Origin of the sequence: Akkermansia massiliensis, from assembly GCF_023516715.1 — a bacterium.
Taxonomy (GTDB): domain Bacteria; phylum Verrucomicrobiota; class Verrucomicrobiia; order Verrucomicrobiales; family Akkermansiaceae; genus Akkermansia; species Akkermansia massiliensis.
This window is the reverse complement of the sequence record NZ_JAMGSI010000001.1, coordinates 991,495-1,014,120: the sequence shown is the minus strand read 5'-3', so window position 1 is coordinate 1,014,120 and position 22,626 is coordinate 991,495. Positions and strand designations below refer to the sequence as shown.

Below are 22,626 nucleotides of genomic sequence, written 5' to 3'. Positions count from 1 at the left end.
CCTCTATCTTTCCATGAAACCCTACTACACCCTGGCCGATCTTCTGGATGAAGAACATCCGTTTGATGCCGGAGAATCCGTTCCCGCCAGACTGGCCGTGATCGGCTTCCCCATCGCCCATTCCAAATCTCCCGCCATGCAGCAAGCCGCTCTGGATGCCGCGGGCATCCGTGCGCGCTACATCCGCATCCAGGCTTCTCCGGAAGAGTTTGCGGACGTGGTGCGCCTGCTCCGGGAAAAAGGATTCCTGGGAGCCAACGTCACGGTGCCCCACAAGCAGGCCGCCTGCTCCCTGTGCCATGATACGGACGCCCTCTCCCGCGCTACGGGTTCCGTCAATACGCTCGTCTTTCAAAAGGACGGCTCCGTTTCCGGCTTCAATACGGACGGTCCGGGCTTTGGACGCGCCATCCGGGAAGAATTTTCCGTGGACCTGCGCGATTTGAAGGTAGTGCTTCTGGGCGCCTGCGGCGGGGCCGGGCTGGCCCTGGCCTACACCTGCGCCATGCAGCACTGCGAGCGGCTGACGCTGGCAGGCAGGTCAGAAGAAAAGCTCCAGGCCCTTAAGGACAAACTGAGTTCCTTTTTCATTGACGAACACAGGCTGGAAGGACCATCCGACCGTCTGGCGGCCCACCTGAACAACACGCCGCGGTTCAATTCCGCCGTGGCGGAAGCGGACCTGATCGTCAACGCCACGTCCCTGGGACTGAAACCTACGGACCCGTCCCCCGTGCCGTCCGCCCTGCTTTCCGCCCACCACCTGGTGTATGATTTACAGACGCATGACGACGCTTTCCAGATGGAAGCCCGCTTCCAGGGAGCCAGGGTCTCCAACGGCCTCTCCATGCTGATTCACCAGGGGGCCCTTTCCTTTGAACGCTGGTTCGGCATCAAGCCGGACATTTCCGTCATGCGCCAAGCCCTTGAACAAAAGCATGCCTGACACCAAACCCGATTTTGACATCCGGGCTTTCCGGAACGCGCTGGTGGAGTGGTTCCGGCGGGAGGGGAAGGATTACCCGTGGCGCCGGACCACGGACCCATGGCACATCCTGGTTTCCGAGCTGATGCTGCAGCAGACCACCATTCCCACCGTTCTGGGAAGGTATGAACGGTGGATGCGCCAGTTCCCCACTCCCGGGCACCTGGCCTCCGTGGACGAACAGACGGCCCTGCGCTCCTGGGAGGGGCTGGGGTATTACCGCCGCGTGCGTTCCCTCCAGGCCATCGCCAGGGAGATTGTCCACGAATTCGGCGGAGAGTTCCCGGACAACCCGGAAGGGCTGAAACGCCTGCCGGGCATCGGCCCGTATACGTCTGGGGCCCTGCTTTCCTTCGCCTTCAACAAGGCCGCCCCCATCGTAGACGCCAATGTGGCGCGCGTGCTGGCCCGCATTGACAATTATTCCGTGCCTGTGGATTCCACGGAAGGGTTGAAGTACCTGTGGACCCGCGCGGAAAATCTGGTGGATCCGGAACATGCCCGCGAATTCAATTCAGCCATCATGGAATTGGGGCAGACCTACTGCAGGATCAGCGCGCCGGACTGCCTGCTCTGCCCCGTCCGCTCCTTCTGCTCCGCGGAGCAGCCGGAAATGCTGCCTGTCAAGAATCCCAAGCCGGAAATTACCCGGGTGGAACACCACGACGTTCTCTACCTCCGCGGTAAATCCATCCTGCTGGCAAGATGCCCGGAAGGGAAGCGCCACGCCGGCATGTACCGTTTCCCCCAGCGGGAGGACGACCATACCCTTTCCCTGCCCCATGTGCTGAAACAGACCTACAGCGTCACCCGCTACAAGGTGACCCGCTACATCCACCATGTGACGGAATCCCCGGCTTTTCTGGAGGGGGAGGAACTGGTTCCTCTGGATAAGGTGCACGAGCTGCCCATGGCCTCCCCGGACCGCAAGGCCCTGAATTCCCCCGTCCTCGGCAAACTGCTGGACCATATCAGATGAATCCCAGACTGACACCGGAACTGGTTCTTTCCGCCTACTGCCAGGGGTGTTTTCCCATGGCGGACCCGGAAACGGGAGAAATTTCCTTTTACGAACCGGATCCCCGCGCCCTGATTCCGCTGGACGAACGCTTCCACATCCCTCACGGTCTCAAGCGCGTCCTGAATAAAAAACCTTTTGAACTCCGGATGGATACCGCTTTTCCGGATGTGGTCCATGCCTGCGCCCGGACGGACGAACCGGAGGAACAATGGATAGACGGGCAGATTGAGGAAGTGTACGGCAGGCTTCACGAGATGGGATTTGCCCACAGCGTGGAGTGCTGGGATGAGGAAGGATTGCAGGGGGGCCTTTACGGGGTCTCCCTGGGGAAGGCGTTCTTCGGGGAGAGCATGTTTCACCGGAAAACGGATGCCAGCAAGATTGCCCTGGTAGCCCTGGTTCAGTACCTGCGGGCCCACCAGTTCCTTTTTCTGGATACGCAGTGGACTACGCCGCATTTGCTGAAGTTCGGCACGTACGAGGTTCCGGCGGGGGAATACCGGAAGCTGCTGAAGAGGGCGCTGGAGGGGTGAGGAGAAAATTTGGAGTTTATTTATTTTAATGGACAAAATGGGAATAAATGAACAGGATGAACTCCATGGACGGAATGTCTCATGGATTTATTCCCAAGCATGGAGGATACCGGAATCTGGTGGTATACCGGGTTGCGGAGATCATTTATGATTTCACGTTCCGGTTCTGCAATAAATACGTGAAAAATCAAGGCCGGACTTATGACCAGATGGTTCAGGCAGCCCATTCCGGCATGCAGAATATCGCGGAAGGGAGCGTGGATTCAGGAGTCAGCAAAGCGTCTGAATTGAAACTGACGGGAATTGCCAAGGGAAGCCTTCAGGAACTAAAGGAAGACTACCTTTCCTATCTGCGCCAGCGGGGATTGGAACAGTGGGAAAACAACAGTCTTTACGCGCAAGAGCTGATCAGGGCCAGGTTTTCTTCTGCACAGGAAGTTATCCGGTGGGTGGGCAAGCACAGGAATTTCCGCTCGGACCATTTTGGAGCAAATACAGCCGTTATCCTCATTAACGTAGCCCTTGGCCTGCTTGCTAAATTGATTCAAGCCCAGGAAAAGGATTTCATGCAGAACGGCGGCATCCGTGAACGCATGACCCGCGCACGGCTGGAACAGCGCAAACACAGAGGCAAATAATCTTCTTATTTAATATTTTGGTCCACTCCGTCCATCAAGTCCCTTTAGTCCATCCCTCCCCCGTCTCCACAAAAAAGCCCGTGGTTCCGGAGAACCACGGGCTGTCTATTAACCCTTAACAAAAAAGGCTTACGCCTGTTCCAAAGCTGCCTGGGCGGCGGCCAGACGGGCGGTCGGGACGCGGTAGGGGGAGCAGCTCACGTAGGTCAGGCCCAGCGTGTTGCAGAACTTGACGGAAGCAGGGTCGCCGCCGTGTTCGCCGCAGATGCCCAGCTTGATGTCCGGACGGGTGGAGCGGCCGAGTTCCACGGCAATCTTCATCAGCTTGCCGACGCCTTCCTGGTCGATGGAGGCGAAGACGTTTTTCTTGATGATTTCCAGTTCCTGGTACTGCGGCAGGAAGGAGCCGGAGTCGTCGCGGCTCATGCCCAGGCCCGTCTGGGTCAGGTCATTGGTGCCGAAGGAGAAGAACTGGGCGGTTTCCGCGATTTCGTCAGCCGTGACGGCGGCGCGCGGGATTTCAATCATGGTGCCGACGAGGTAGTCCACCTTGGCGCCCTTTTCTTCAAATACCTGCTTGGCCACCTTGTCAATGATGGCTTTCTGGATGTCCAGCTCCTTCTTGAAAGCCACCAGGGGAACCATGATTTCAGGCACCACGGCGAAGCCTTCTTCCTGGGAGACTTCCACAGCGGCTTCAAAGATGGCGCGGGCCTGCATTTCCGTGATTTCCGGATAGGCAATGCCGAGGCGGCAGCCGCGGTGGCCGAGCATCGGGTTGAACTCGTGGAGTTCAGCCACGCGGCGCATGATGACTTCCACGGGCATGCAGATTTTCTGAGCCAGGTCAAGCTGCTGTTCCTTCGTCTGGGGAAGGAATTCGTGCAGGGGCGGGTCCAGCAGGCGAATGGTGCCCGGCAGGCCCTTGAGCGCCTTGAAGATGCCCTTGAAGTCGCCCTTCTGGTAGGGAAGGAGCTTGGAAACGGCGGCCACGCGGTCGCTCTTCTTGGTGGAAAGGATCATTTCACGGACGAAGTCGATCCGATCCCCTTCAAAGAACATGTGCTCCGTGCGGCAGAGGCCGATACCGGTAGCGCCGAAGGCGATGGCGGTTTCCGTCTGCTTGGGGGAGTCCGCATTGGTGCGCACTTTCATCTTCGTGCAGTCGTCGCACCACTGCATGAGCCTGGCGAAGTTCTGGTAGGTGCGGCTGTCTTCCGGCTTCATGGTCTTGGAGATCAGCACCTGGATGATTTCAGAGGGGGAGGTTTCCACCTTGCCGGCGTACACCAGGCCGCTCGTTCCGTCGATGGACATGTAGTCGCCTTCATTGAAGGTCATGCCTCCAACGGTGACGGTGCGGTTGTTGTAGTCCACGATGACTTCATCAGCGCCGCAGACGCAGACCTTGCCCATCTGGCGGGCAACGAGGGCCGCGTGGGAGGAAACGCCGCCGCGGGCGGTCAGGATGCCTTCAGCAGCAATCATGCCGCGCAGGTCTTCCGGAGAGGTTTCCAGACGGACCAGGAGCACTTTTTCACCGTTGTCCGCAGCTTCCACGCAGCGTTCCGCATTCAGGTAGATGCGGCCGGTGGCGGCGCCGGGGCCGGCGGGAAGGCCGCGGGTGAGCATCTTGGCCTGCTTGATGGCTTCACGGTCAAAGATGGGGGTCAGCAGCTGGTCCACCTGGTCCGCGGGGATGCGGCGCACGGCGGTTTTCCAGTCGATCAGGCCCTGCTCCACCATTTCACAGGCGATGCGGAAAGCGGCCACGCCGGTGCGCTTGCCGTTGCGGGTCTGGAGCATGTACACGGTGCGGTCCTGAATGGTGAATTCAAAGTCCTGCATGTCGTGGAAGTGGTTTTCCAGCACTTCGCGGATGCGCATCAGTTCATTGAAGGCGGCGGGCATCACGTCGTGAAGGGCCGCTACGGGAGCAGGCGTACGCACGCCGGCCACCACGTCTTCACCCTGGGCATTCATCAGGAATTCACCGTAAAATTCGTTTTCCCCGGAGGCGGGGTTGCGGGTGAACGCCACGCCGGAACCGGATTCTTCACCCGTGTTGCCGAACACCATGGCCTGCACGTTGACGGCGGTGCCCCATTCGGACGGGATGCCGTATTTCTGGCGGTAAACGATGGCGCGGTCATTGTTCCAGGAACCGAACACGGCGCCGATGGCGCCCTGAAGCTGTTCCCAGGGGCATTCCGGGAATTCATGGCCGGTGCGTTCCAGCACCAGCGCCTTGAAGCGGGAGACCAGTTCCTTCAGGTCATCCGCGGAGAGCTTGGTGTCTTCCACGTCCGCGTTGCCGTAGCGTTCTTCCTTGATGGCGGCGATGGCGGCTTCAAAGGGTTCGTGGTCTTCATCCGGGTTCTTCTGCACGCCCAGCACCACGTCGCCGTACATCTGGACAAAGCGGCGGTAGCAGTCCCATGCGAAGCGGGGGTTGCCGGTGGCCTTTACCATGGCTTCCACGGATTTTTCATTCAGGCCGAGGTTTAGAATCGTGTCCATCATGCCGGGCATGGATTCGCGGGCGCCGGAACGTACGGCTACCAGCATGGGCATGGCTTCCGTATCGCCGAACTTGCGTCCCAGGATCTGTTCCATCCTGGCAATGCCTTCCTTGATCTGCGCGTCAAGCTGGGCGGGATAGGTGCAGCCGTGATCGTAGTAGTAAGTGCAGACCTCCGTGGTGATGGTGAATCCGGGAGGAACAGGAAGGCCAATGCGGGCCATTTCCGCAAGGTTGGCGCCCTTGCCGCCCAGAAGATTTTTCATGCTGCCATTGCCGTCGGCGGACCCTCCGCCGAAGGAATAGACGAATTTGTCAGTAGATGCGCTGCATGCGCAGGAATTGGTGGACATATCGATTGTTGTAGTCGAATTAATGATTCTGCCCAAACATCAACCACAGGAGCCAACAAAAGACCCGATAGCGAGTTAGGGTCGAGTAAGGATGCCCGCCGCCCCTCGCTTTGTCAACTCGAAATTGTACGGAAAACGGAAATGTTTTTTATGTTTTTTAGGGAAAAATATCTTCCGCTTTTTCTCCCCGTCTCCGTGCTCCCGGCTGCATTTTTCAAAGCGATTCCCGGAAGGAGGAATCCGGCTCGTAATAAAGGATATCTACGGGACATTCCACATAAATGGTGCCGCCCGTCCAACGGAGTAATGGAAGAATGATCCCCGGGATTCTATAGTTCCGGGTGCGGGCTACCGTCATTTTACCCTTGATCCGCACATTGGGAGGTTCCGAAATATAACAGATATCCTGAATTTGCTTCCTTGTCACCCGGTCGATGTCCAGGATTGCGCGGCCCGTAAAATGGTAGGATACATCCGTGGAAAAAACCAGAATATTGGAACTGAAGTTGCTGTACCCGGCCTTGCGGCATGCTTCCTCCCCCGCCCTCTGCAATTCTTGCGAGGCTGTGGAGGACAAAACGTTGGAAAGGCCTTTTATGTTCACAGGGCTTTCCTGGGTAATGGAGCAGGAGGAAAGAACCAGCAAGGAGCTTCCCGCCAGAAGAATAGGTTTCATGATTTTGAGAGAGAATATTAAATTAATCCGAGTTTTTCGGAACGTATAAGTCTCCGACTGAAGTTGGGGTTCTTCAAGACAGCTTTAAGGATTCACGAGGACGCCGGCAGCGGTGGCAGGCTTCACAGGGGCGTTTCCTTGTAAATAAAAAGCGGACGCTTATCAACCAGATAAGCGTCCGCCGGAAGGAATATGTTTTTTATTTTTACGCCTTGCAGAAGGTGTCTTCATCCGCGCAGGCGGCCTGGACCCACTTGACGGAGGAATCACTGGAGGCGATATGCACCAGGCAGTGGTACACGGCTTCCTGGTCCGCATCCAGCCGGGCAGCTACCTGGGCGGCGGTTTCCGGGGTGGAGCCAAGGGCCGCCCTTACTTTCCCCAGCAGGGCCAGGAAGGTCCCCGCGGCCTTTTTGCCGGCCTCCACGCCGGGTTGGTGGTAGGCGTTGATGTTCACGAGGGAGGCATAGAAGGAGACGGCGCGCTCAAACAGGGCGATCAGCATGCCGAGCGTTTTGGCGTTCACTTCCGGAATGGAGATGGTGATGGAGGAACGGCCGGATTCCGCCAGCGCCTGGCGGGTGCCGCGCAGGAAGCCCTGGAGGAAGTCTCCGCAGGTGGCGCCCGCTTCCACTTCCACCGCGTCCGCGGAACATTCCCGCACTTCGATAAAGGTGGCGAAGAAGTTGTTCACGCCGTCGCGGAGCTGCTGCACATAGGCGTGCTGGTCCGTGGAGCCCTTGTTGCCGTATACGGAGATGCCCTGGCAGACTTCGTTGCCATCCAGGTCCAGCCGTTTGCCGAGGGATTCCATAATGAGCTGCTGAAGGTATTTGGAGAAGAGCACCAGGGCATCCTTGTAGGGGAGAACCACCATGTCCTTTTCCCCTTTGCCGTTGGTGGCCTTGTACCAGGCCAGCGCCAGCTTCATGGCGGCGTTGCATTTCACGCAGTCCTGGCGGGTCTTTTCATCCATCAGGCGCGCGCCTTCCAGCAGTTCATCCACGTCCACGCCCTGAAGCACGGCGGGAACCAGGCCGACCACGGACATGACGGACGTGCGGCCGCCCACCCAGTCTTCCATCGGGAAGCGCTTGAGCCAGCCTTCCGCTTCAGCCGTTTTGTCCAGTTTGGAGCCCACCCCCGTGACGGCAACCGCCTGGGGCGCGAATTCCACACCGTTCTTTTTAAAGAAGTCCTGGGCCACCAGCATGCCGTTGCGGGTTTCCGGCGTGCCGCCGGATTTGGAGATGACGACGACGAGCGTTTCTTCCAGCGGCAGGGATTCCAGCACCTTGTACATGCCGTCCGGGTCCGTGTTATCCAGGAAGAACATGTCCAGCCCAGCGGCAGGGATGGCGTCCGCCACCAGTTCCGGGCCAAGGGCGGAACCGCCGATGCCGATGACGAGGGCGGCGGAGTATTGTTCCGCGCGGGGAGGCGTGATTTTGCCGTCCAGAACATCCCGGCCGAAGGCCTTGACGTCCGCCAGAGGTCCATCAATGGCGGCTTTCAGTTCCGGCGTGGGAGCCAGTGCGGAGTTGCGCAGCCAGTAGTGGCCCACCATGCGTTTTTCATCCGGGTTGGCAATGGCGCCGGATTCCAGCGCCTTCATGTCGGCGAACGCCCTGTCTATCCGCCCCTGCATGGAGGACAGGAAGGCGTCGTCCAGAGGAAGTTTGGAAAAGTCAAGGGAGATGCCCAGTTCAGGGTAGCGAACGAGTTGTTGTGCGTATAGGCTCATGATAGTAATGGATTGGAAAAAGAGTTACTGGAGTTTTTTCAGGATGCTTTTGGCCTGCACGTCATCCTGGTCCGCCGCCTTCTGGAACCATTCACGGGCTTTGGCAGGGTCCTTGGGCATGCCAAAACCGGTGTGGTACATGATGCCCATGTTGTATTGTTCCGAGGCATAGCCTTCCGCAGCCGCCCGCTGGCGCATATGGAGCTGTTCCCTGGCTGCCGTGGCGGAGAGGCCCAGGGCCCGCGCGGCATCCGGCCACGTGGCGCCAAATTTGGAGGCGGAGGCGGCATAGCCCGCAGCAGCGGCCTTGCGGTTCATTTCATCCGCTTTTTTCTTGTCCCGCTTCACGCCGTATTTGCCCAGCTCAGACAGGAACGCCATGCCCCAGTAGCCGCGGGGACTGCCCAGTTCCGCCGCCTGCTGGAAGCATTCAAAGGCGTCTTCATATTTTTTGGTGCCCATGGCGCGCACGGCATCGGAGATGTGGAGTTCCGCCTCCTTCAATCCGGGGAATTCCGGGATGGCGGCCCATTCCCTCTTCAGTTCCTCCCGGTCCCTTTTGGATTTGGGGGGCATGCCGGACGGCCCGGAAAAGCGGAAGAGGGGGAAATACCCTTCCATGGCTCCCATGTTGCCCAGGCCGGACATCAGGAAGACGCCGGGGGATACCCTCCACATGTGCATGTACTGGATGCGGCCTTCCTGAAGGGATTCCTTGGCCACCCATTCCGGCATGTTCGCCGGTTCCCCGAATTTTTCCGTCAGGCCCACCAGAAGAGCCTTGTAGGCGGATTTCAATTTGGTTTCATACTCGGAACCGCGGCATTTGCTCCGGGAGTAGAAGACAACGGCCCTCAAGCCGCCGGAGGGGTCATAGTCAAAGTTCAGGGAAAAGGTCTGGCCGCCGATGGACTGTTTGGTCTTAAATACGCCGTTGAGGCCGGTGCGTGAAAGGAGGGCGTCCGTGGGCGGCCCTTCAAGCTGCTTGCTCTGCCTCAGGGTTTTCAGCACCTGGTCCTTGTCCATTCCCACCTCCAGGTTTTCATAGAGGGCGGCAAGCAGAGGGGCGCACGTAAGCGCGAAGAGTCCCGCAACATAGGCTAGTTTTTTCATAGAAAAAGTAATTGGGCGGTTTCCTACCAGACCGGGAGGGCTTTCAAAAGGATAAAATGCGTCAGCGGAGGTGAGGAAAATTTTTCATAAAATATTCATTTCCAATCTATCCACAATCTTTTCAGATAATCCTCTCCGGTGAAGTCCGGAGGCATGGGATCATGGGTCAGCCGGAAGCCGGGAAGAGCCTCCGCCACCATCCTGCGGAAGTCCTCATGGCTCAGCTTGCGGCAGTTGCTGGTGCACAGCATCCAGCCGCCGGGTTCCAGGCATTCGCGCGCCTGGGCCACCAGTTCCCCGTAGTGGGATTCCACCCGGAACACCCTTCCCCGGTCATCCCGGGAGAACGTGGGGGGGTCCAGAATAATGCCGTGGAAGGAGCGGCCCTGCCTGGCGAACCGTTCCAGCCAGCGGCGGACGTCCCCCTTGCAGAAGTACTGGGTGGAGGGATCAATGCCGTTCAGGCTGAAGTTTTCCCTGGCCCAGTCCAGGCAGGGCTGCGCCAGGTCCAGCGTGGTCGTCTGAGCCCCTCCCAGGGCGGCATATACGGAAAAGGCCCCGGTATAGGCGAAGGTGTTCAGCACCCTCATGCCGGGTCTGCTCCGTTCCCTCACCTGGCGGCGGTGGTCGCGCTGGTCCAGAAAGATTCCCTGGGAATAACCGGTGGACATGTCTATTTTGAAACGCACGCCCTGCTCCGTGACCGTAAATTGCAGGGGGAGTTCCGGTCCGGCTATTTGCACGGGCGCTTCTTTCTGGTTCTGTTCCAGCTTTTTGTGGAATACGGGCATGCCCAGTTCACGAAGTTCGCGTTCCAAATCCGTGGGGATGGGGCAGTCCCGCGTGGAGACCAGAACGCGGTCCCCCATTTGGTCCACAAATACGCCCAGGCGCCCGTCCCCTTCCCCGTCAATCACGCGGAAGATGTCGGTCTCGGCAGGAATCAATCCTTTTTTGCAGTCCAGGCAATGGCGGTAGGTGCGGCTCACGGCGGGACGAGACTACGGAATTTGACCGCAAGGGGCAATGCAAAAGCAAGAAAAGGGGGGTTTTGGACCAGAGGGTTCTGTGGAGGCAGTGTTGTTCCATTGCCGCGGAAATGGACTTCATGGACTTCATGGACTTCATGGACTTCATGGACTTCATGGACTTCATGGACTTCATGGACTTCATGGACTTCATGGACTTCATGGACTTCATGGACAAAGTAAAGATTAAGTCCACTCTGTTCATCAGGTCCATTCACTGCCATTCCGGATGAAAGCTCCCTATGGAGAGAGTCCGGGGAGCTCACAAAAAAGGGAGCCGGATCCCGTGATCCGGCTCCCTGATGATTGATGCTGTTTTTCCAACGAGGGCCTTAGTCGGCGTACTGCTCGTTGAGGGCTTCCATGATTTCCTTGGAGGCTTCCGGGATGTTGGTGCCCGGGCCGAAGATGGCCACCGCACCGTGTTCCCTCAGGAAGTCATAGTCCTGGGCGGGGATGACGCCGCCGCAGAAGACCAGGATGTCCGGACGGCCCTGCTTGGCGAGTTCCTCCACCAGGGCGGGCAGCAGCACCTTGTGGCCGGCGGCCAGGGAGCTCATGCCGATCATGTGCACGTCGTTTTCAATCGCCATTTTGGCGGTTTCTTCCGGCGTCTGGAAGAGCGGGCCTACGTCCACGTCAAAGCCGAGGTCGGCATAGGCGGAGGAGACCACCTTGGCGCCGCGGTCGTGGCCGTCCTGGCCCATCTTGGCGACGAGGATGCGGGGACGGCGCCCCGTGCGTTCGGCGAAGTCGTCCGTCATTTTGCGGACTTCCTCCACCAGCGGATCTTGACCATAGGTTTGAGCGTACACGCCGGTAATGAGTTTGATTGGTGCTTTGTGGCGCCCGAAGTGTTTTTCCAGGGCGGAGGAGATTTCACCCAGGGAGGCGCGGGCCTTGGCCGCCTTGATGGCAAGGTCAAGGAGGTTGCCTTCCCCCGTGCGGGCGCATTCGGACAGGGCTTCCAGCGCAGCTTCGCACGCGGCGGAGTCACGTTCCGCGCGCAGCTTCTGCAGGCGGGCGATCTGGGCGTCCCGGACGGTGGTGTTGTCCACTTCCAGAATGTCCATCTTGGCTTCCTGTTCCAGACGGTATTTGTTGACGCCGATGATGGGCTCCTTGCCGGAGTCAATGGCGGCCTGGCGGCGCGCCGCGGCTTCTTCAATGCGCATCTTGGGCAGCCCGGTTTCAATGGCCTTGGCCATGCCGCCGAGTTTTTCCACTTCCTGAAGGTGGGCCCAGCCCTTGCGGATGAGCTCATTGGTCAGGTATTCCACGTAGTAGGAGCCGCCCCACGGGTCGATCACCTTGCAGATGGTGGTTTCATCCTGAAGATGGAGCTGGGTGTTGCGGGCGATGCGGGCGGAGAAGTCCGTCGGCAGGGCGATCGCTTCGTCCAGGGAGTTCGTGTGCAGGGACTGCGTGTGGCCGCAGGCGGCGGCCAGGGCTTCAATGCAGGTGCGGGTCACGTTGTTGAACGGGTCCTGCTCCGTGAGGGACCAGCCGGAAGTCTGGGAGTGCGTGCGCAGGGCCAGGGATTTCGGGTTCTTGGGGTTGAACTGCTTGATGAGCTTGGCCCACAGCACGCGGGCGGCGCGCATTTTGGCCACTTCCATGAAGTAGTTCTTGCCCTGGGCCCAGAAGAAGGAGAGGCGCGGGGCAAAGGCGTCAATGTCAATGCCGGCCTTGATCCCGGTGCGCACGTATTCCAGGCCGTCCGCAAGCGTGTACGCCATTTCCAGGTCCGCCGTAGCGCCGGCTTCCTGCATGTGGTAGCCGGAGATGGAAATGGAGTTGAATTTGGGCATGTACTTGGAGGTGAACTCAAAGATGTCCGCAATGATCTTCATGGAGGGATCAGGCGGATAGATGTAGGTGTTGCGCACCATGTATTCCTTGAGAATGTCGTTCTGGATCGTGCCGGAGAGCTGGTCCAGCGTGCAGCCCTGTTCCTGGGCGGCCACGATGTAGAAGGCCAGCACGGGCAGCACGGCGCCGTTCATGGTCATGGAAACGGACATTTTGTCCAGCGGAATGCCCTTGAAGAGGATTTCCATGTCCAGGATGGAGTCCACGGCCACGCCGGCCTTGCCCACGTCACCCACCACGCGGGGGTGGTCGGAGTCATAGCCGCGGTGCGTCGCCAGGTCAAAGGCGATGGAGAGGCCCTTCTGGCCCGCCGCCAGGTTGCGGCGATAGAAGGCGTTGGATTCCTCCGCCGTGGAGAAGCCGGCATACTGGCGCACGGTCCAGGGACGAGCCACGTACATGGTGGCATACGGTCCGCGGAGGTTGGGGGCCACACCGGCCGTGAAGTCCAAGTGCAGGCAGTCGTCGTACACGCTTTCCGAGTAGGTGGGCGGCACGGGAATCTGTTCATTGGTCATCCAGGTTTCCGTTCCGGAAGCCGTGGCCGGGGCGCCGGCCTTGATTTCAGGATAGGAGGCGGATGCAAAATCAGGAATATTGCTCATTGAATGAAATAGGTTGGTGGTTGTTAGAGGCCGATCTTGTTCTGGATAGCTTCAACGGTGTTGTAGCAGTTGGCCTTGACGTGGATGAAGATATCCACGCCGGCTTCCTTGAACGCTTCCACATGGTCGGCCGGATAACCGGCGAGGGCCACCATCATGTCCGGCTTGATTTCCTTGAGCGCCTTGCAGAAGGCGGGAACGATTTCCGGATAGGTGTCGTCCGTGGAGCAGATCACACACACGGCGCAGCCGCTTTCCGCAGCCGCCCTGGCCGCGTCTTCCGGGGTCTGGAAGCCGGACGGGTAAACCACGTCCAGGCCGCCGGCGCGCAGGAAGTCGCGGGAGAAGTCCGCACGGGCCTTGTGCTGGCGCAGCGGGCCCATGTTCGCGAAGAATACCATCGGGCGGGAGCCTTTTTCCTCCACCCAGGCATCGGCCTTGGCAAGCAGGGATTCAAAGCGTTCCGCCAGGCGGCGCTTCGGCAGGGCTTCCATTTCCAGCGGTTCGCCGCACTTGCAGTCGGCGCCGGCCACGAGAGCCTTGTTGATAAGGCAGGTGGAGAAGCCTTCACTGGCGGCCTTGCAGGCGGAGTCCACGCTCATTTCCACTTCCGGGAGCTGCACGTCCGCATTTTTGCAGCAGCCGTGTCCCTTGGGAGCGGCGCAGGCGGCGCCTTCCGGCGTTTCCAGCTTTTTCTCCGCCAGGTTGACGTACTGGTTGACGCCCACGATGGATTGGCGGCGCTGGTCGGCCAGCTGATAGCGCTTGGCGGCGGTAGCGTTCACGCTCTTTTGAATGGAACCGGCCTTGAGGGCCTTGATGATGCCGCCTTCCTTTTCAATGCCCTGGAAGACGTCCCAGATTTTCCGGGAGGCTTCGTCCGTCAGGTTTTCCAGGTACCAGGAACCGCCGGCGGGGTCCACTACCTTGTCCAGGTTGCATTCGCCCAGCAGAATCAGCGGGCAGTTGCGGGCGATGCGGCGGGAGAATTCGTCCGGCATGCGCACGGCCGCGTCAAAGGGCAGCACATCAATGCTGTCCACGCCGCCCATGATGGCGGAGAAGGCCTGGGCGGAGCCGCGCAGAAGGTTGACCCACGGGTCCACCTTAGAAAGGGTCCAGAAGGAGGTGCGGGCATGAAGCTTGATTTTGGCAGCTTCCTCACTGCCGCCGCATTCCTTCACGATGATGGCCCAGAGTTCGCGCAGGGCGCGGATTTTGGCGATTTCCAGGAACAGGTTGGCTCCAATGGAGACCGTAAAGCGCATGTGCGCGGCAGCTTCATTCACGGAGATGCCGCGTTCCTCCATGGCGCGCAGGTAGGCCACAGCGGTAGAGAGCATGGAGCCCACTTCTTCAAAGGAGGAAGCGCCGGAGTCCGCATAAGGCAGTCCGCTGACGCCGATGGTCTGGAAGGCGGGAGCGTTGGCGACGGCCCATTTGGTCATCACCGCCATCTGGTCATAGTAGGCGCAGATGCCCTTCCCCCCGCAGAGGGAGCCCTTCATCACGGCCTTGCCCACCGGGTCGTACAGAACGCCGCCCTTGAGGTCCGCCGTGTTGAATCCGGCCGCCTTGTACGTGTTCAGGAACATGGAGAAAGTGCCCAGGCCGCAGGAGCCGGGCGTGATGTACACGGGCAGCTTGTCAAGCTGCACACCCTTGAGAGCGGTATCCCAGTCGGCCTGCTTGCGCAGCTTCAAGCCGCACTTGCAGTTGAGCTGGACGTTCACGGCAGTGAGGCCGCGGTCCAGATCGTGCAGAAGCTTGCCGTTGAAATCTTCCGGAGTGGAGGCGGGAATGCTCTGGGCAATTTCGCAGGGCTTTTCCATATAGCCCAGGGCGCGCGTTCCGCGGCGGTACGGGAATTGCCCGGCAGGCGCCACCGGAGCGTGTTCATCCCATTTGTTATAGATGGGATGCAGAGTGATTCCCTCCACAAGCTTGGTAAAAAGCTTCTTGTCAAAGTCAGCCCCTTTCAAGGCAGCGACGGCTGCCTCACGCCATTCGGCGTATGTGGCTGGTGCGAATTCTCCGAAGTCAACCTCCGGAGCCGTTGTTTTGTTTCCCTGTTGCATGGCGAAGTCAATGGGTAAGGCCTAATATGTTGGTTTTTAGTCATGCGCAAACCAGGCCAGATTTAAAGCGCAGCGTTATTTTAGGAAATCAAACTATAAAGTCCAGCGAGAAAAACACTCCAAGCCCAATGAACGCGAATTTACCACATCACGCGCGGCGAGCTTGCAAAAACGATGTAAATAGCGTAAATACCGGGATTAAGCATGCCCCCTTCAACTACCGTCAAACTTCCTGCCCAGCTGGTCAGGCAGCTTCACTCCTTCCGCCGCCGCCTCAGAACGGTTAAGATGCTGGAAGCCGTATGCCTTGCAGGCATTGCCGTGATCCTTTCCTACGTTCTTCTGTACCTCTCCGACAGATTGTGGGAAACGCCCTCCGCCGTGGGCTGGATTCTTTTTTTCACCGCCATGGCCGGCCTGGCGGTGTTTATCCCGTGGTGGAGCTTCCGGTGGGTGTGGCAGAGGCGCACGGAGGCCCAATTGGCGCGCCTGATTTCCCGGACGGATGCGGCGCTGGGGGACCGGCTCCTGGGCGTCATCGAACTGGATTCCGAAAAGTACGGGCGCCAGTACAGTTCTGAAAAATTGAAAGCGGCCGCCATGGAACAGGTGGCCCGCGAAGTGTCCGCGCGGGATCTGACGGTGAATATCCCCAGGCCCAGCCACAAGAAATTGTTCGTCCTGCTGGCCATCCTGGCCTTATGCACGGCAGGCGTATGCCTGGTGAGCCCGGAAGCGGCGGGGAACGCCCTGGAACGCTGGCTCCAACCGTTCGATCCTCCGGAACGCTATACGTTCACCCAGCTGGACCCTACGCCGGATTCCCTGGTCATTCCCCTGGGGGAAAGCTACCTGTATGAGCTCAAACTGGCGAACGCCACCAAGTCCCGCCCGCAGACGGCAGAGTATTTCTTCCGCAACAGGGTGCGCCAGCAGGCCCCCCTGACGGACGGCGTGTATAAAATCCACATTCCTCCCATGCAGCAGGCGGACAGGCTGGAGTTTTTCGCGGGGGACGTCGTGCGGCGGCTGAAAATCATTCCGAAGGCCCGCCCCTCCCTGCTGGGCGCTACGGCCACCGTGGCCTACCCCGCCTATATGGCGCGCCCCGACGGGCAGGAGGCCATGCGCGCAGGCGTCATTTCCGCCCCGGAAGGCTCCACGCTGACGTTGAAGGTGACTGCCTCCCAGAACCTGGCATCCGCGGCGGACGCGCAGGGTAAGCCGCTCCGCGTGGAAGGGAGCAGCGTTGTCATTCCGGATATCCGCCTGGAAAAAGACCCCAGGGAAATAGAACTCACCTGGACGGACAGCGACGGCCTTGCGACCTCCCAGCCTGTGCGGATACGCCTGGAACCCATTGAGGACAAGCAGCCTTCCATTTACCTGAGAGGAGGGGAGAATGACCGCTACGTGCTGGAAGACACCAGCATTGAATTGGAGGTGGAGGCGGCGGACGATTTCGGCCTCCGGGAAATGGGGGTGGAATGGCAGGGGGAAAAATCTTTTTATGACGATGAGGAAGAGAACACCGCCGCTCCGGACCCGGCCAAGGCAGGCAAGCCCGTTCCCGGCCTGCGCGGGGAAAAGGTTCTGGCGGACGGCCATCCCACCCAGGCCAGCCTGAAAGAGACGTACCTGTTCCAGGCCAGGGCGCTGAAATTGTCCCCCCAGCGCGTCGTCGTGCGCGGGTTCACGCAGGATTACAAGCCCGGGGGAAAACGCGTTTATTCGGAACCCATGATCATCTTCGTCCTTTCCAAATCAGAGCATGCCCAGATGATCCGCAATGAACTGGAACGCATCACCAGCGAGCTGGAGGGGATGATCCGCCGCATGGACGCCATGACGGACGAGGCGAAGCGCCTGAAAGGAATGGAAGGCAGTGAATTGAAAAAGGCGGAGTCCCAGGAACGCCTGCACGCCCTGGCGGATGAAGAACAGACCAACAGGCGCGAATTGAGCGACCTGCTCAACCGCTCGGAGGACCTGTTCAAGGAGGCTTCCCGCAACCCCCAGATAGACCCCTCCGGCATGAAGGAGTTCATGAAGGGCATCTCCATGCTCAAGCCCATTCCCAACGGCCCCATGAAGAAGGCGCAGAAGCAGTTCCGGGATTCCGCCTCCGAGAACCGCTCCGAACAGGAGAGCCGGAAGGACCTGGACGACGGGGAGAGCTCCCATTCGGACGCCACCCAGGCGCTTAAAGACGCCATGAACCAGCTTTCCAAGTCCGCGCAGGACATGGAGGCCAGCACCTTCGTGGCGCGGCTCAAGCAGGCCGCCGCCAAGGAGGATTCCATCGCGAACGCGCTTGCTGGCCAGATCAATATCATTGTGGGCATGACCATGGATGAACTTGACCCCTCCACCAAACGGGAGATGGAAACCATCGCCACCCTTCAAAACGCCTCCACGCAGGACATCGGCTGGATTCTGGAAGACCTCAGCTATTACAAGTCCCGCACCGGGGAACGCATTTACAGCGACCTGTACAACCAGATGAGCGCCTTCTCCCTCCGCGAAAAGCTGGACCTGGTGCACGGCAACATCCTAAACGCGATTACGGCCCGCTCCATTGACGAATCCCGCCTGTATGCCTCCACCCTGCGCCACTGGGCCAAGCTGATAGACGATTACAAGAAGAGCCGCGGCGGCGGTGGCGGAAGCGGCGGTGGCGACCAGGCCTCCATTTCCGACGCCGAGTTCGAGTTCATGCTGAAAATCATCCGCATGATCCAGCAGGAACAGGACATCCGCATGCGCACCCGCGCCGCCGAGCAGGAACACCGCAAAACCCTTACTGCGCCAGCCCCATGAATACCGTGAACCTTTCCGCCCTGATTCTGGCAGTTTCCCTGCCCTGCGCCGCCGCTCCGGAGCCCGCTCCGGAATATTCCGCCAAGCACAAGGAAACGGCCTCCAAGCTGGCCGGACAACAGGACGAACTCCAGGCGGACACCTCCGACCTGATCCTGGGAGAAACCAATGAGAATGTGGTGGACCTGCTGAAAAAGTGCCGCCATGCCATGAATGACGCCGTGGACCTGCTGGAGGTTTACAATACGGGCGGCCAGACGCTGGCCGCCCAGTCGGACGTGATTGAGCTGATCTACCAGGCCGCCAAGGCCAAGATGACCGGAGCCGGCGGACAACCCAAGCCCGGAGGACAGGCCCTGATGGACATGCTGCGCCAGCTACTGGGCATGGACAACGATTCCCAGTCTGCGGAACAGCAGGACGGGGAGGGAGAAGGCGAAGGAGAAGGACAGAACGGCTCCCAGAAAGGCAAGGGAAACAATCCCGGACACGGAGCGGACGGAAAATCCAACATGGCCTCCACCCAGGAGAAGGGCGTTTCCAATCCGGACATGGCTACGGAAACGCGCTCCGTTCCCAAATCCACCGGCATGTCCGCGGACGACATGCCCTCCGAATTCCGCAAGGCGCTGGACGCCTACAACAAAACCCTTCAGAAGTAAACATGCACGCCCGCCGGGCGGCTCCCGCCCGTGAATGAACAATAACTCCCTTTCCCCCATGAAAAAGGCCCTCATCCTCCTTACCGTTCTTCTCTGCTGCATGGCGGCCGCGCCGCAGAACGCCGCTGCCCAATCCTCCATGAGAACGTCTTCCCCCGTGCCGCCCCAGGTAGAGCTGATGTACGTGAAGGGACTCCGTTACCTCCAGAACGCCCAGAAGACGGACGGCACCTATGATGGCACCTACGGGCAGGAGCCCGGCATCATCGGCTTCTGCCTCATGTCCGTGCTGGCCCACGGGGACGACCCGAACACGGGGCCGTACGCCACCATGGTGCGCCGCTGCGTGAATTACATCCTTTCCAAGCAGAACAGGGGATCCGGCTACATTGGGGATTCCATGTACAACCACGGTTTCGCCACGCTGGCGCTGGCGGAGGCCTACGGCATGGTGAGGGACGACCGCATAGGCCCCGCCCTCCGGAAGGCCGTGGCCCTGACGCTGACCGCCCAGAAGAAGAACAAGACGGGAGGCTGGCGCTATTCCCCGGAGTCCACGGATGCGGACAGCACGGTGACCGGCTGCCAGATCGTCTCCCTGTTCGCGGCGCGCAACGCGGGCATTCCCGTGCCGGACGAGGCCTTTGAACGCGGCCTCAAGTATATGGCTTCCTGCCGTGACAAGAAGGGCGCCTACGGCTATACCGGCCCGGCGGGCCCCCGCGTCACCCTCACCGCCATCGGCTCCCTGACGCTGTCCCTGGCACGCCTTAAGACGGACCCGTCCTTCAAGGATTCCCTGGCCTACCTGAAAAAGAACCTGAATTACCGGGATTCCTCCTACCCTTTCTATTTTGAGTATTACATGTCCCAGGCCCTGTTCCATGCGGACCAGGAGGTATGGAAGGAATGGAATTACAAGAACATGCGCTACCTGGGCGCCTCCCAGGCACCCAACGGTTCCTGGCTCTCAGACCATTCCGCAGCGTATTCCACCTCCGCGGCCCTGCTTTCCCTGGCGCTCAATTACAGATTTTTACCCATCTATGAACAATAGAATCCGCCTTTCCCTTCTGCTGGCTCCGGCCTGCCTGCTGACCGCCTGGGCCAATTCCGTTGTGGACGTGGTCACGGACAGCAATTACCGCCTCCGCGGGGAAATCGTCTCCTACGGCAAACAGGGCATCGTCATCAAGCACCCGGCCATGCGCCAGAACGCGGTCATCCTCCCGTCGGAAATCCGCGCGCTTTATTTCACAGGCACCTCCTCCCCGGACCTGCGAGCCAGGGACAAGATTTTCATGGCTACGGGACATCGGGACATCATCCCGTGCAACATCATCTCCATCACGCAGGACAAGGTGCAGTACCGGGACATGCTGGGCAACGAGCGTTCCATCCCCCGCGACCAGGTGGCCGGCTTCCGGCTGGATACGCTCCAGGAAAAGGGCTTCTGGCAGGAACCCCTGATTTTCGACAACAGCTGGGTTTATTCCGGCAACCGGGAGGACGATTACCGCACCCAGTCCGGAAGAAAACTGATGAACGCCCTGAAACCGAAAATCCAGGGAGACAAGTACCAGTACCGGCTGGGCAACAGCGACTACCCCACCTGGATTCCCCTGTACAAGAACATCGGCCTGGATCCTTCCTCCTTCACCTTCCGCACCACCATGACGATGGACGGCAACAACGATCGCGCCGGCATTGTCTTCTGCTTCGGAGGGAACGAGAACATTCCCTTCCGGTCCAATTCCGGCAGCAGCCTGAACAGGCTCATGCTCAGCATCGCTCCCGGCAAATGCATCCTTCTCCGGGAACAGAAGTCCGGCATCATCGTGCTGGGGGAAGTGGACATCCCCACCCCTACCCTGACGGAAGGCGTGGATATCAGGCTGACGGCCTCCCGGCAGGGAGAGAACGAGCAGGTTTACGAGCTGCTGGTGGGAGACCTGCCGCCCAAGCTGATGACGGACCCCAGCCCCCCGGAACAACCGTTGCAGGGGGACGCCTTCGGCCTCCAGATGGAAGGGCACGTCTCCCTGACCATCAGCAGGCTGGCCCTTTCCTCCATTACCCTGAGCGCCAAATCCGTGACCAAGAATGGAAATGCCGCAACGGACCTTGTCCTGACGAAGGAGGAGGACGCCATTCCCGGTTCCATCAGCAGCTACAACAGCAGGAATAAGACGCTGACTCTTTCCACGGACAAGGAATATCCGGGCATTCCCCGGGAGCTTTCCATCCCCGCCAAGTATCTGGATACCGTCTTTTTCGCGGAGCAGAACAAGAAGGACGATTCCCGCTCTGCGGCATGCCACAGCATTCTGATGAAGGACGGCTCCCGCCTGCACGGCAACATCCTGAGCATGGATTCCCTGAGAATCATCCTGCGGCATCCGCAGCTCGGGCAGATTTCCCTGCCCCTGAAAAACATCACCCGCGTGGAGTTTCTGAATTCCGCACAGCCATCCCGCTCCACCCCCTGATATATCCGCCATGAAACAAGCAATAACGCTTTTCCTGGGCGCCTGCGCCCTGCTGGCCGCCGTCCTTCCGCCCGGCTCACGGGCGGAAGGGGTCATTACGCTTAAATCCGGGGAAAAACTGCCGGGCAGCCTGGACACGCTGGACAGCCCGTACCTGAAAGTCCGCTCCAGCATTCTTTCCAAACCCGTGGATGTCAACCTAGAGGAGCTGGACGAGCTGGTTTCTTCCCGTCCGCTGGAGATACCGGAGCAGTTTTCCGTCATCAGGCTCGCCAACGGGGACGAGTTTTACGGCACCCTGAAGGCGCTGGATACGGAGAGCCTTCAACTGCAAACCGCGTGGGGCGGCCTGCTTCCCGTCAACAGGAAGTACGTGCGGCACATCGGGTTCGACTCCCAGAAAGCCTACCTGCGCAACGCGACGGAATCCCTCCAGGGCTGGAAGTCCTCCGCCAACAGCATGCTCCCGGAATGCCGCAACGGGTACTGGATCATGCGCGGCTCCAACAATACGGAACTGCAAACCTCCTTCCCCATGCCGTCCCGCCTCCATGTACAGTTTTCCCTTTACCATACCAATACGTTCCGGATCAATCTCTCCCTCTGGCAGGACTCCAACTCCGGAAGCAGCATTGACCTGGGCCTCTCCCTGGAAAAGGCGGAGCTCTCCAAGAATAGTTCTGGCCAGTACCGGACGCTGGGGAGGGTCAAAAGGAACACGGAGCGGAACTGGTATGCCGACAAGAGCGTCAAGCGTTCCGACGTTCATTTTTACGCCGACCCGGAAAAAGGCAATTACTACCTATACGTCAACGGAGAACAGGTTGGCCGGTGGGAGGAGGTCAAGGACATGGACAATATCTTTGAGAATGAAAGCGGGGACGATGAGGAAGAAGACGGGGAAGCCTCCAAAAAGCATGAATTCAAACCGGGCAATACTCTTGCCGTGAGCGGTTACGACGGCTTGAACATGGCCGTGTTCAACCTGAACGTGTTTGACTGGAACGGCGCCCTCCCCTACCTGGCGGAGGAACAGGACATCATTTCCAAGTACGACACGGACGCCTCCAGGGACAAGGCCCTGCTGGTGAACGGAGACGTGCTCCGGGGAGCCATTTCCCTCCAGGAAAACGGCTCCATCCGCATCAAGTCGGACCACTATGACGTGACCATCCCCACCGCCAAGGTGCGCGCCTTGGACCAGAAAAGCCAGGAGGAGAAGAAACTGCCGGAGGACGGCGCGGACACCCGCGTTTTCCTGACGGACCAGAGCATCCTTTCACTGAACCTGGAGACCCTCAGGAACGGCTTCATGGAAGGGCGTTCCGCAGCGCTGGGAAAAGTCAGAATCCCGCTGAAATCCATCCGGAAAGTCCAGTTCAACCTGCAAAGCCCGGAGCTCCGGAAGCAGAGGGAAACGCCGTTCCGGAACAGGTAAAGGCGCGCCGCACGCGTTTTAGCCAATCCGGTTCCCGGGAGCGTTTAAGA

The 22,626-nt window shown here is 59.6% G+C and carries 17 protein-coding genes; 10 read left to right on the top strand and 7 right to left on the bottom strand.

Annotated features, from left to right (window positions below; genetic code table 11):
• Positions 1-13 precede the first annotated feature (13 nt).
• The 4 genes from M8N44_RS04360 to M8N44_RS04345 are packed head-to-tail and all read left to right on the top strand — an operon-like array spanning position 14 to position 3,177.
• Entirely contained in the window at positions 14-946 is a 933-nt protein-coding gene (locus M8N44_RS04360; RefSeq protein WP_102728820.1) for a shikimate dehydrogenase family protein, read from the top strand.
• Positions 939-1,964, top strand: a complete 1,026-nt coding sequence (locus M8N44_RS04355) for an A/G-specific adenine glycosylase (protein ID WP_102728819.1) — start codon at positions 939-941, stop codon at positions 1,962-1,964. Before M8N44_RS04360 ends, M8N44_RS04355 begins: the two co-directional genes overlap by 8 nt.
• Positions 1,961-2,539 carry a leucyl/phenylalanyl-tRNA--protein transferase gene (aat, locus tag M8N44_RS04350; RefSeq protein ID WP_022398223.1) on the top strand — a complete coding sequence of 193 codons (579 nt, stop codon included), beginning with the start codon at positions 1,961-1,963 and terminating at the stop codon, positions 2,537-2,539. The genes M8N44_RS04355 and aat overlap by 4 nt, the downstream gene beginning before the upstream one ends.
• Positions 2,540-2,586: 47 nt before the next feature.
• Positions 2,587-3,177 carry a four helix bundle suffix domain-containing protein gene (locus M8N44_RS04345; protein WP_343207011.1) on the top strand — a complete coding sequence of 197 codons (591 nt, stop codon included), beginning with the start codon at positions 2,587-2,589 and terminating at the stop codon, positions 3,175-3,177.
• Between the two features lie 129 nt (positions 3,178-3,306).
• On the opposite strand, the gene ppdK is transcribed toward M8N44_RS04345, so the two are convergent.
• From ppdK to M8N44_RS04320, 5 genes are all read right to left on the bottom strand, one after another.
• On the bottom strand, positions 3,307-6,051 hold the full coding sequence (gene ppdK, locus M8N44_RS04340) for a pyruvate, phosphate dikinase (protein ID WP_102722298.1): 2,745 nt from the start codon (positions 6,049-6,051) through the stop codon (positions 3,307-3,309).
• 214 nt (positions 6,052-6,265) lie between these two features.
• Positions 6,266-6,727, bottom strand: a complete 462-nt coding sequence (locus M8N44_RS04335; protein WP_102722299.1) for a hypothetical protein — start codon at positions 6,725-6,727, stop codon at positions 6,266-6,268.
• A gap of 205 nt (positions 6,728-6,932) precedes the next feature.
• The gene (locus M8N44_RS04330) at positions 6,933-8,471 is read right to left on the bottom strand and encodes a glucose-6-phosphate isomerase (RefSeq protein ID WP_102728818.1); all 1,539 of its coding nucleotides are present in this window, start codon (positions 8,469-8,471) and stop codon (positions 6,933-6,935) included.
• 24 nt (positions 8,472-8,495) lie between these two features.
• On the bottom strand, positions 8,496-9,584 hold the full coding sequence (locus M8N44_RS04325; protein WP_102728817.1) for a tetratricopeptide repeat protein: 1,089 nt from the start codon (positions 9,582-9,584) through the stop codon (positions 8,496-8,498).
• 95 nt (positions 9,585-9,679) lie between these two features.
• The gene (locus tag M8N44_RS04320; RefSeq protein WP_102728816.1) at positions 9,680-10,573 is read right to left on the bottom strand and encodes a class I SAM-dependent rRNA methyltransferase; all 894 of its coding nucleotides are present in this window, start codon (positions 10,571-10,573) and stop codon (positions 9,680-9,682) included.
• Between the two features lie 110 nt (positions 10,574-10,683).
• On the opposite strand from M8N44_RS04320, the gene M8N44_RS04315 reads away from it, so the two are divergent.
• Complete coding sequence (locus M8N44_RS04315) at positions 10,684-10,845, top strand: hypothetical protein (protein WP_249853034.1); 162 nt, start codon at positions 10,684-10,686, stop codon at positions 10,843-10,845.
• A 99-nt stretch (positions 10,846-10,944) separates the two neighbouring features.
• Here M8N44_RS04315 and scpA read toward each other — a convergent pair whose 3' ends face one another.
• Complete coding sequence (scpA, locus tag M8N44_RS04310; protein WP_022396076.1) at positions 10,945-13,089, bottom strand: methylmalonyl-CoA mutase; 2,145 nt, start codon at positions 13,087-13,089, stop codon at positions 10,945-10,947.
• 23 nt (positions 13,090-13,112) lie between these two features.
• Complete coding sequence (locus tag M8N44_RS04305; protein ID WP_102728814.1) at positions 13,113-15,167, bottom strand: methylmalonyl-CoA mutase family protein; 2,055 nt, start codon at positions 15,165-15,167, stop codon at positions 13,113-13,115.
• A gap of 204 nt (positions 15,168-15,371) precedes the next feature.
• Between M8N44_RS04305 and M8N44_RS04300 the strand changes: the two genes are divergently transcribed.
• The 5 genes from M8N44_RS04300 to M8N44_RS04280 are packed head-to-tail and all read left to right on the top strand — an operon-like array spanning position 15,372 to position 22,576.
• Positions 15,372-17,987, top strand: coding sequence for an MFS transporter (locus M8N44_RS04300; RefSeq protein ID WP_102728813.1), 2,616 nt, complete (start codon positions 15,372-15,374; stop codon positions 17,985-17,987).
• Complete coding sequence (locus tag M8N44_RS04295) at positions 17,984-18,649, top strand: hypothetical protein (RefSeq protein ID WP_022396073.1); 666 nt, start codon at positions 17,984-17,986, stop codon at positions 18,647-18,649. The genes M8N44_RS04300 and M8N44_RS04295 overlap by 4 nt, the downstream gene beginning before the upstream one ends.
• Positions 18,650-18,683: 34 nt before the next feature.
• Positions 18,684-19,706 (top strand): prenyltransferase/squalene oxidase repeat-containing protein, encoded by a 1,023-nt coding sequence (locus M8N44_RS04290; protein ID WP_240454316.1) that lies wholly within the window; start codon positions 18,684-18,686, stop codon positions 19,704-19,706.
• A complete protein-coding gene (locus tag M8N44_RS04285; protein ID WP_102728812.1) occupies positions 19,696-21,138 on the top strand; it encodes a hypothetical protein in 1,443 nt (480 codons plus the stop codon). Before M8N44_RS04290 ends, M8N44_RS04285 begins: the two co-directional genes overlap by 11 nt.
• 10 nt (positions 21,139-21,148) lie before the next feature.
• Positions 21,149-22,576, top strand: a complete 1,428-nt coding sequence (locus M8N44_RS04280) for a hypothetical protein (RefSeq protein WP_102728811.1) — start codon at positions 21,149-21,151, stop codon at positions 22,574-22,576.
• Positions 22,577-22,626 lie beyond the last annotated feature (50 nt).

Excerpts from the sequence above, each read along its gene's own strand:
- M8N44_RS04360 (WP_102728820.1), top strand. The coding sequence starts at position 14 with ATGAAACCCTACTACACCCTGGCCGATCTTCTGGATGAAGAACATCCG.
- M8N44_RS04355 (WP_102728819.1), top strand. The coding sequence starts at position 939 with ATGCCTGACACCAAACCCGATTTTGACATCCGGGCTTTCCGGAACGCG.
- aat (WP_022398223.1), top strand. The coding sequence starts at position 1,961 with ATGAATCCCAGACTGACACCGGAACTGGTTCTTTCCGCCTACTGCCAG.
- M8N44_RS04345 (WP_343207011.1), top strand. The coding sequence starts at position 2,587 with ATGAACAGGATGAACTCCATGGACGGAATGTCTCATGGATTTATTCCC.
- ppdK (WP_102722298.1), bottom strand. The coding sequence starts at position 6,051 with ATGTCCACCAATTCCTGCGCATGCAGCGCATCTACTGACAAATTCGTC.
- M8N44_RS04335 (WP_102722299.1), bottom strand. The coding sequence starts at position 6,727 with ATGAAACCTATTCTTCTGGCGGGAAGCTCCTTGCTGGTTCTTTCCTCC.
- M8N44_RS04330 (WP_102728818.1), bottom strand. The coding sequence starts at position 8,471 with ATGAGCCTATACGCACAACAACTCGTTCGCTACCCTGAACTGGGCATC.
- M8N44_RS04325 (WP_102728817.1), bottom strand. The coding sequence starts at position 9,584 with ATGAAAAAACTAGCCTATGTTGCGGGACTCTTCGCGCTTACGTGCGCC.
- M8N44_RS04315 (WP_249853034.1), top strand. The coding sequence starts at position 10,684 with ATGGACTTCATGGACTTCATGGACTTCATGGACTTCATGGACTTCATG.
- scpA (WP_022396076.1), bottom strand. The coding sequence starts at position 13,089 with ATGAGCAATATTCCTGATTTTGCATCCGCCTCCTATCCTGAAATCAAG.
- M8N44_RS04305 (WP_102728814.1), bottom strand. The coding sequence starts at position 15,167 with ATGCAACAGGGAAACAAAACAACGGCTCCGGAGGTTGACTTCGGAGAA.
- M8N44_RS04300 (WP_102728813.1), top strand. The coding sequence starts at position 15,372 with ATGCCCCCTTCAACTACCGTCAAACTTCCTGCCCAGCTGGTCAGGCAG.
- M8N44_RS04295 (WP_022396073.1), top strand. The coding sequence starts at position 17,984 with ATGAATACCGTGAACCTTTCCGCCCTGATTCTGGCAGTTTCCCTGCCC.
- M8N44_RS04290 (WP_240454316.1), top strand. The coding sequence starts at position 18,684 with ATGAACAATAACTCCCTTTCCCCCATGAAAAAGGCCCTCATCCTCCTT.
- M8N44_RS04285 (WP_102728812.1), top strand. The coding sequence starts at position 19,696 with ATGAACAATAGAATCCGCCTTTCCCTTCTGCTGGCTCCGGCCTGCCTG.
- M8N44_RS04280 (WP_102728811.1), top strand. The coding sequence starts at position 21,149 with ATGAAACAAGCAATAACGCTTTTCCTGGGCGCCTGCGCCCTGCTGGCC.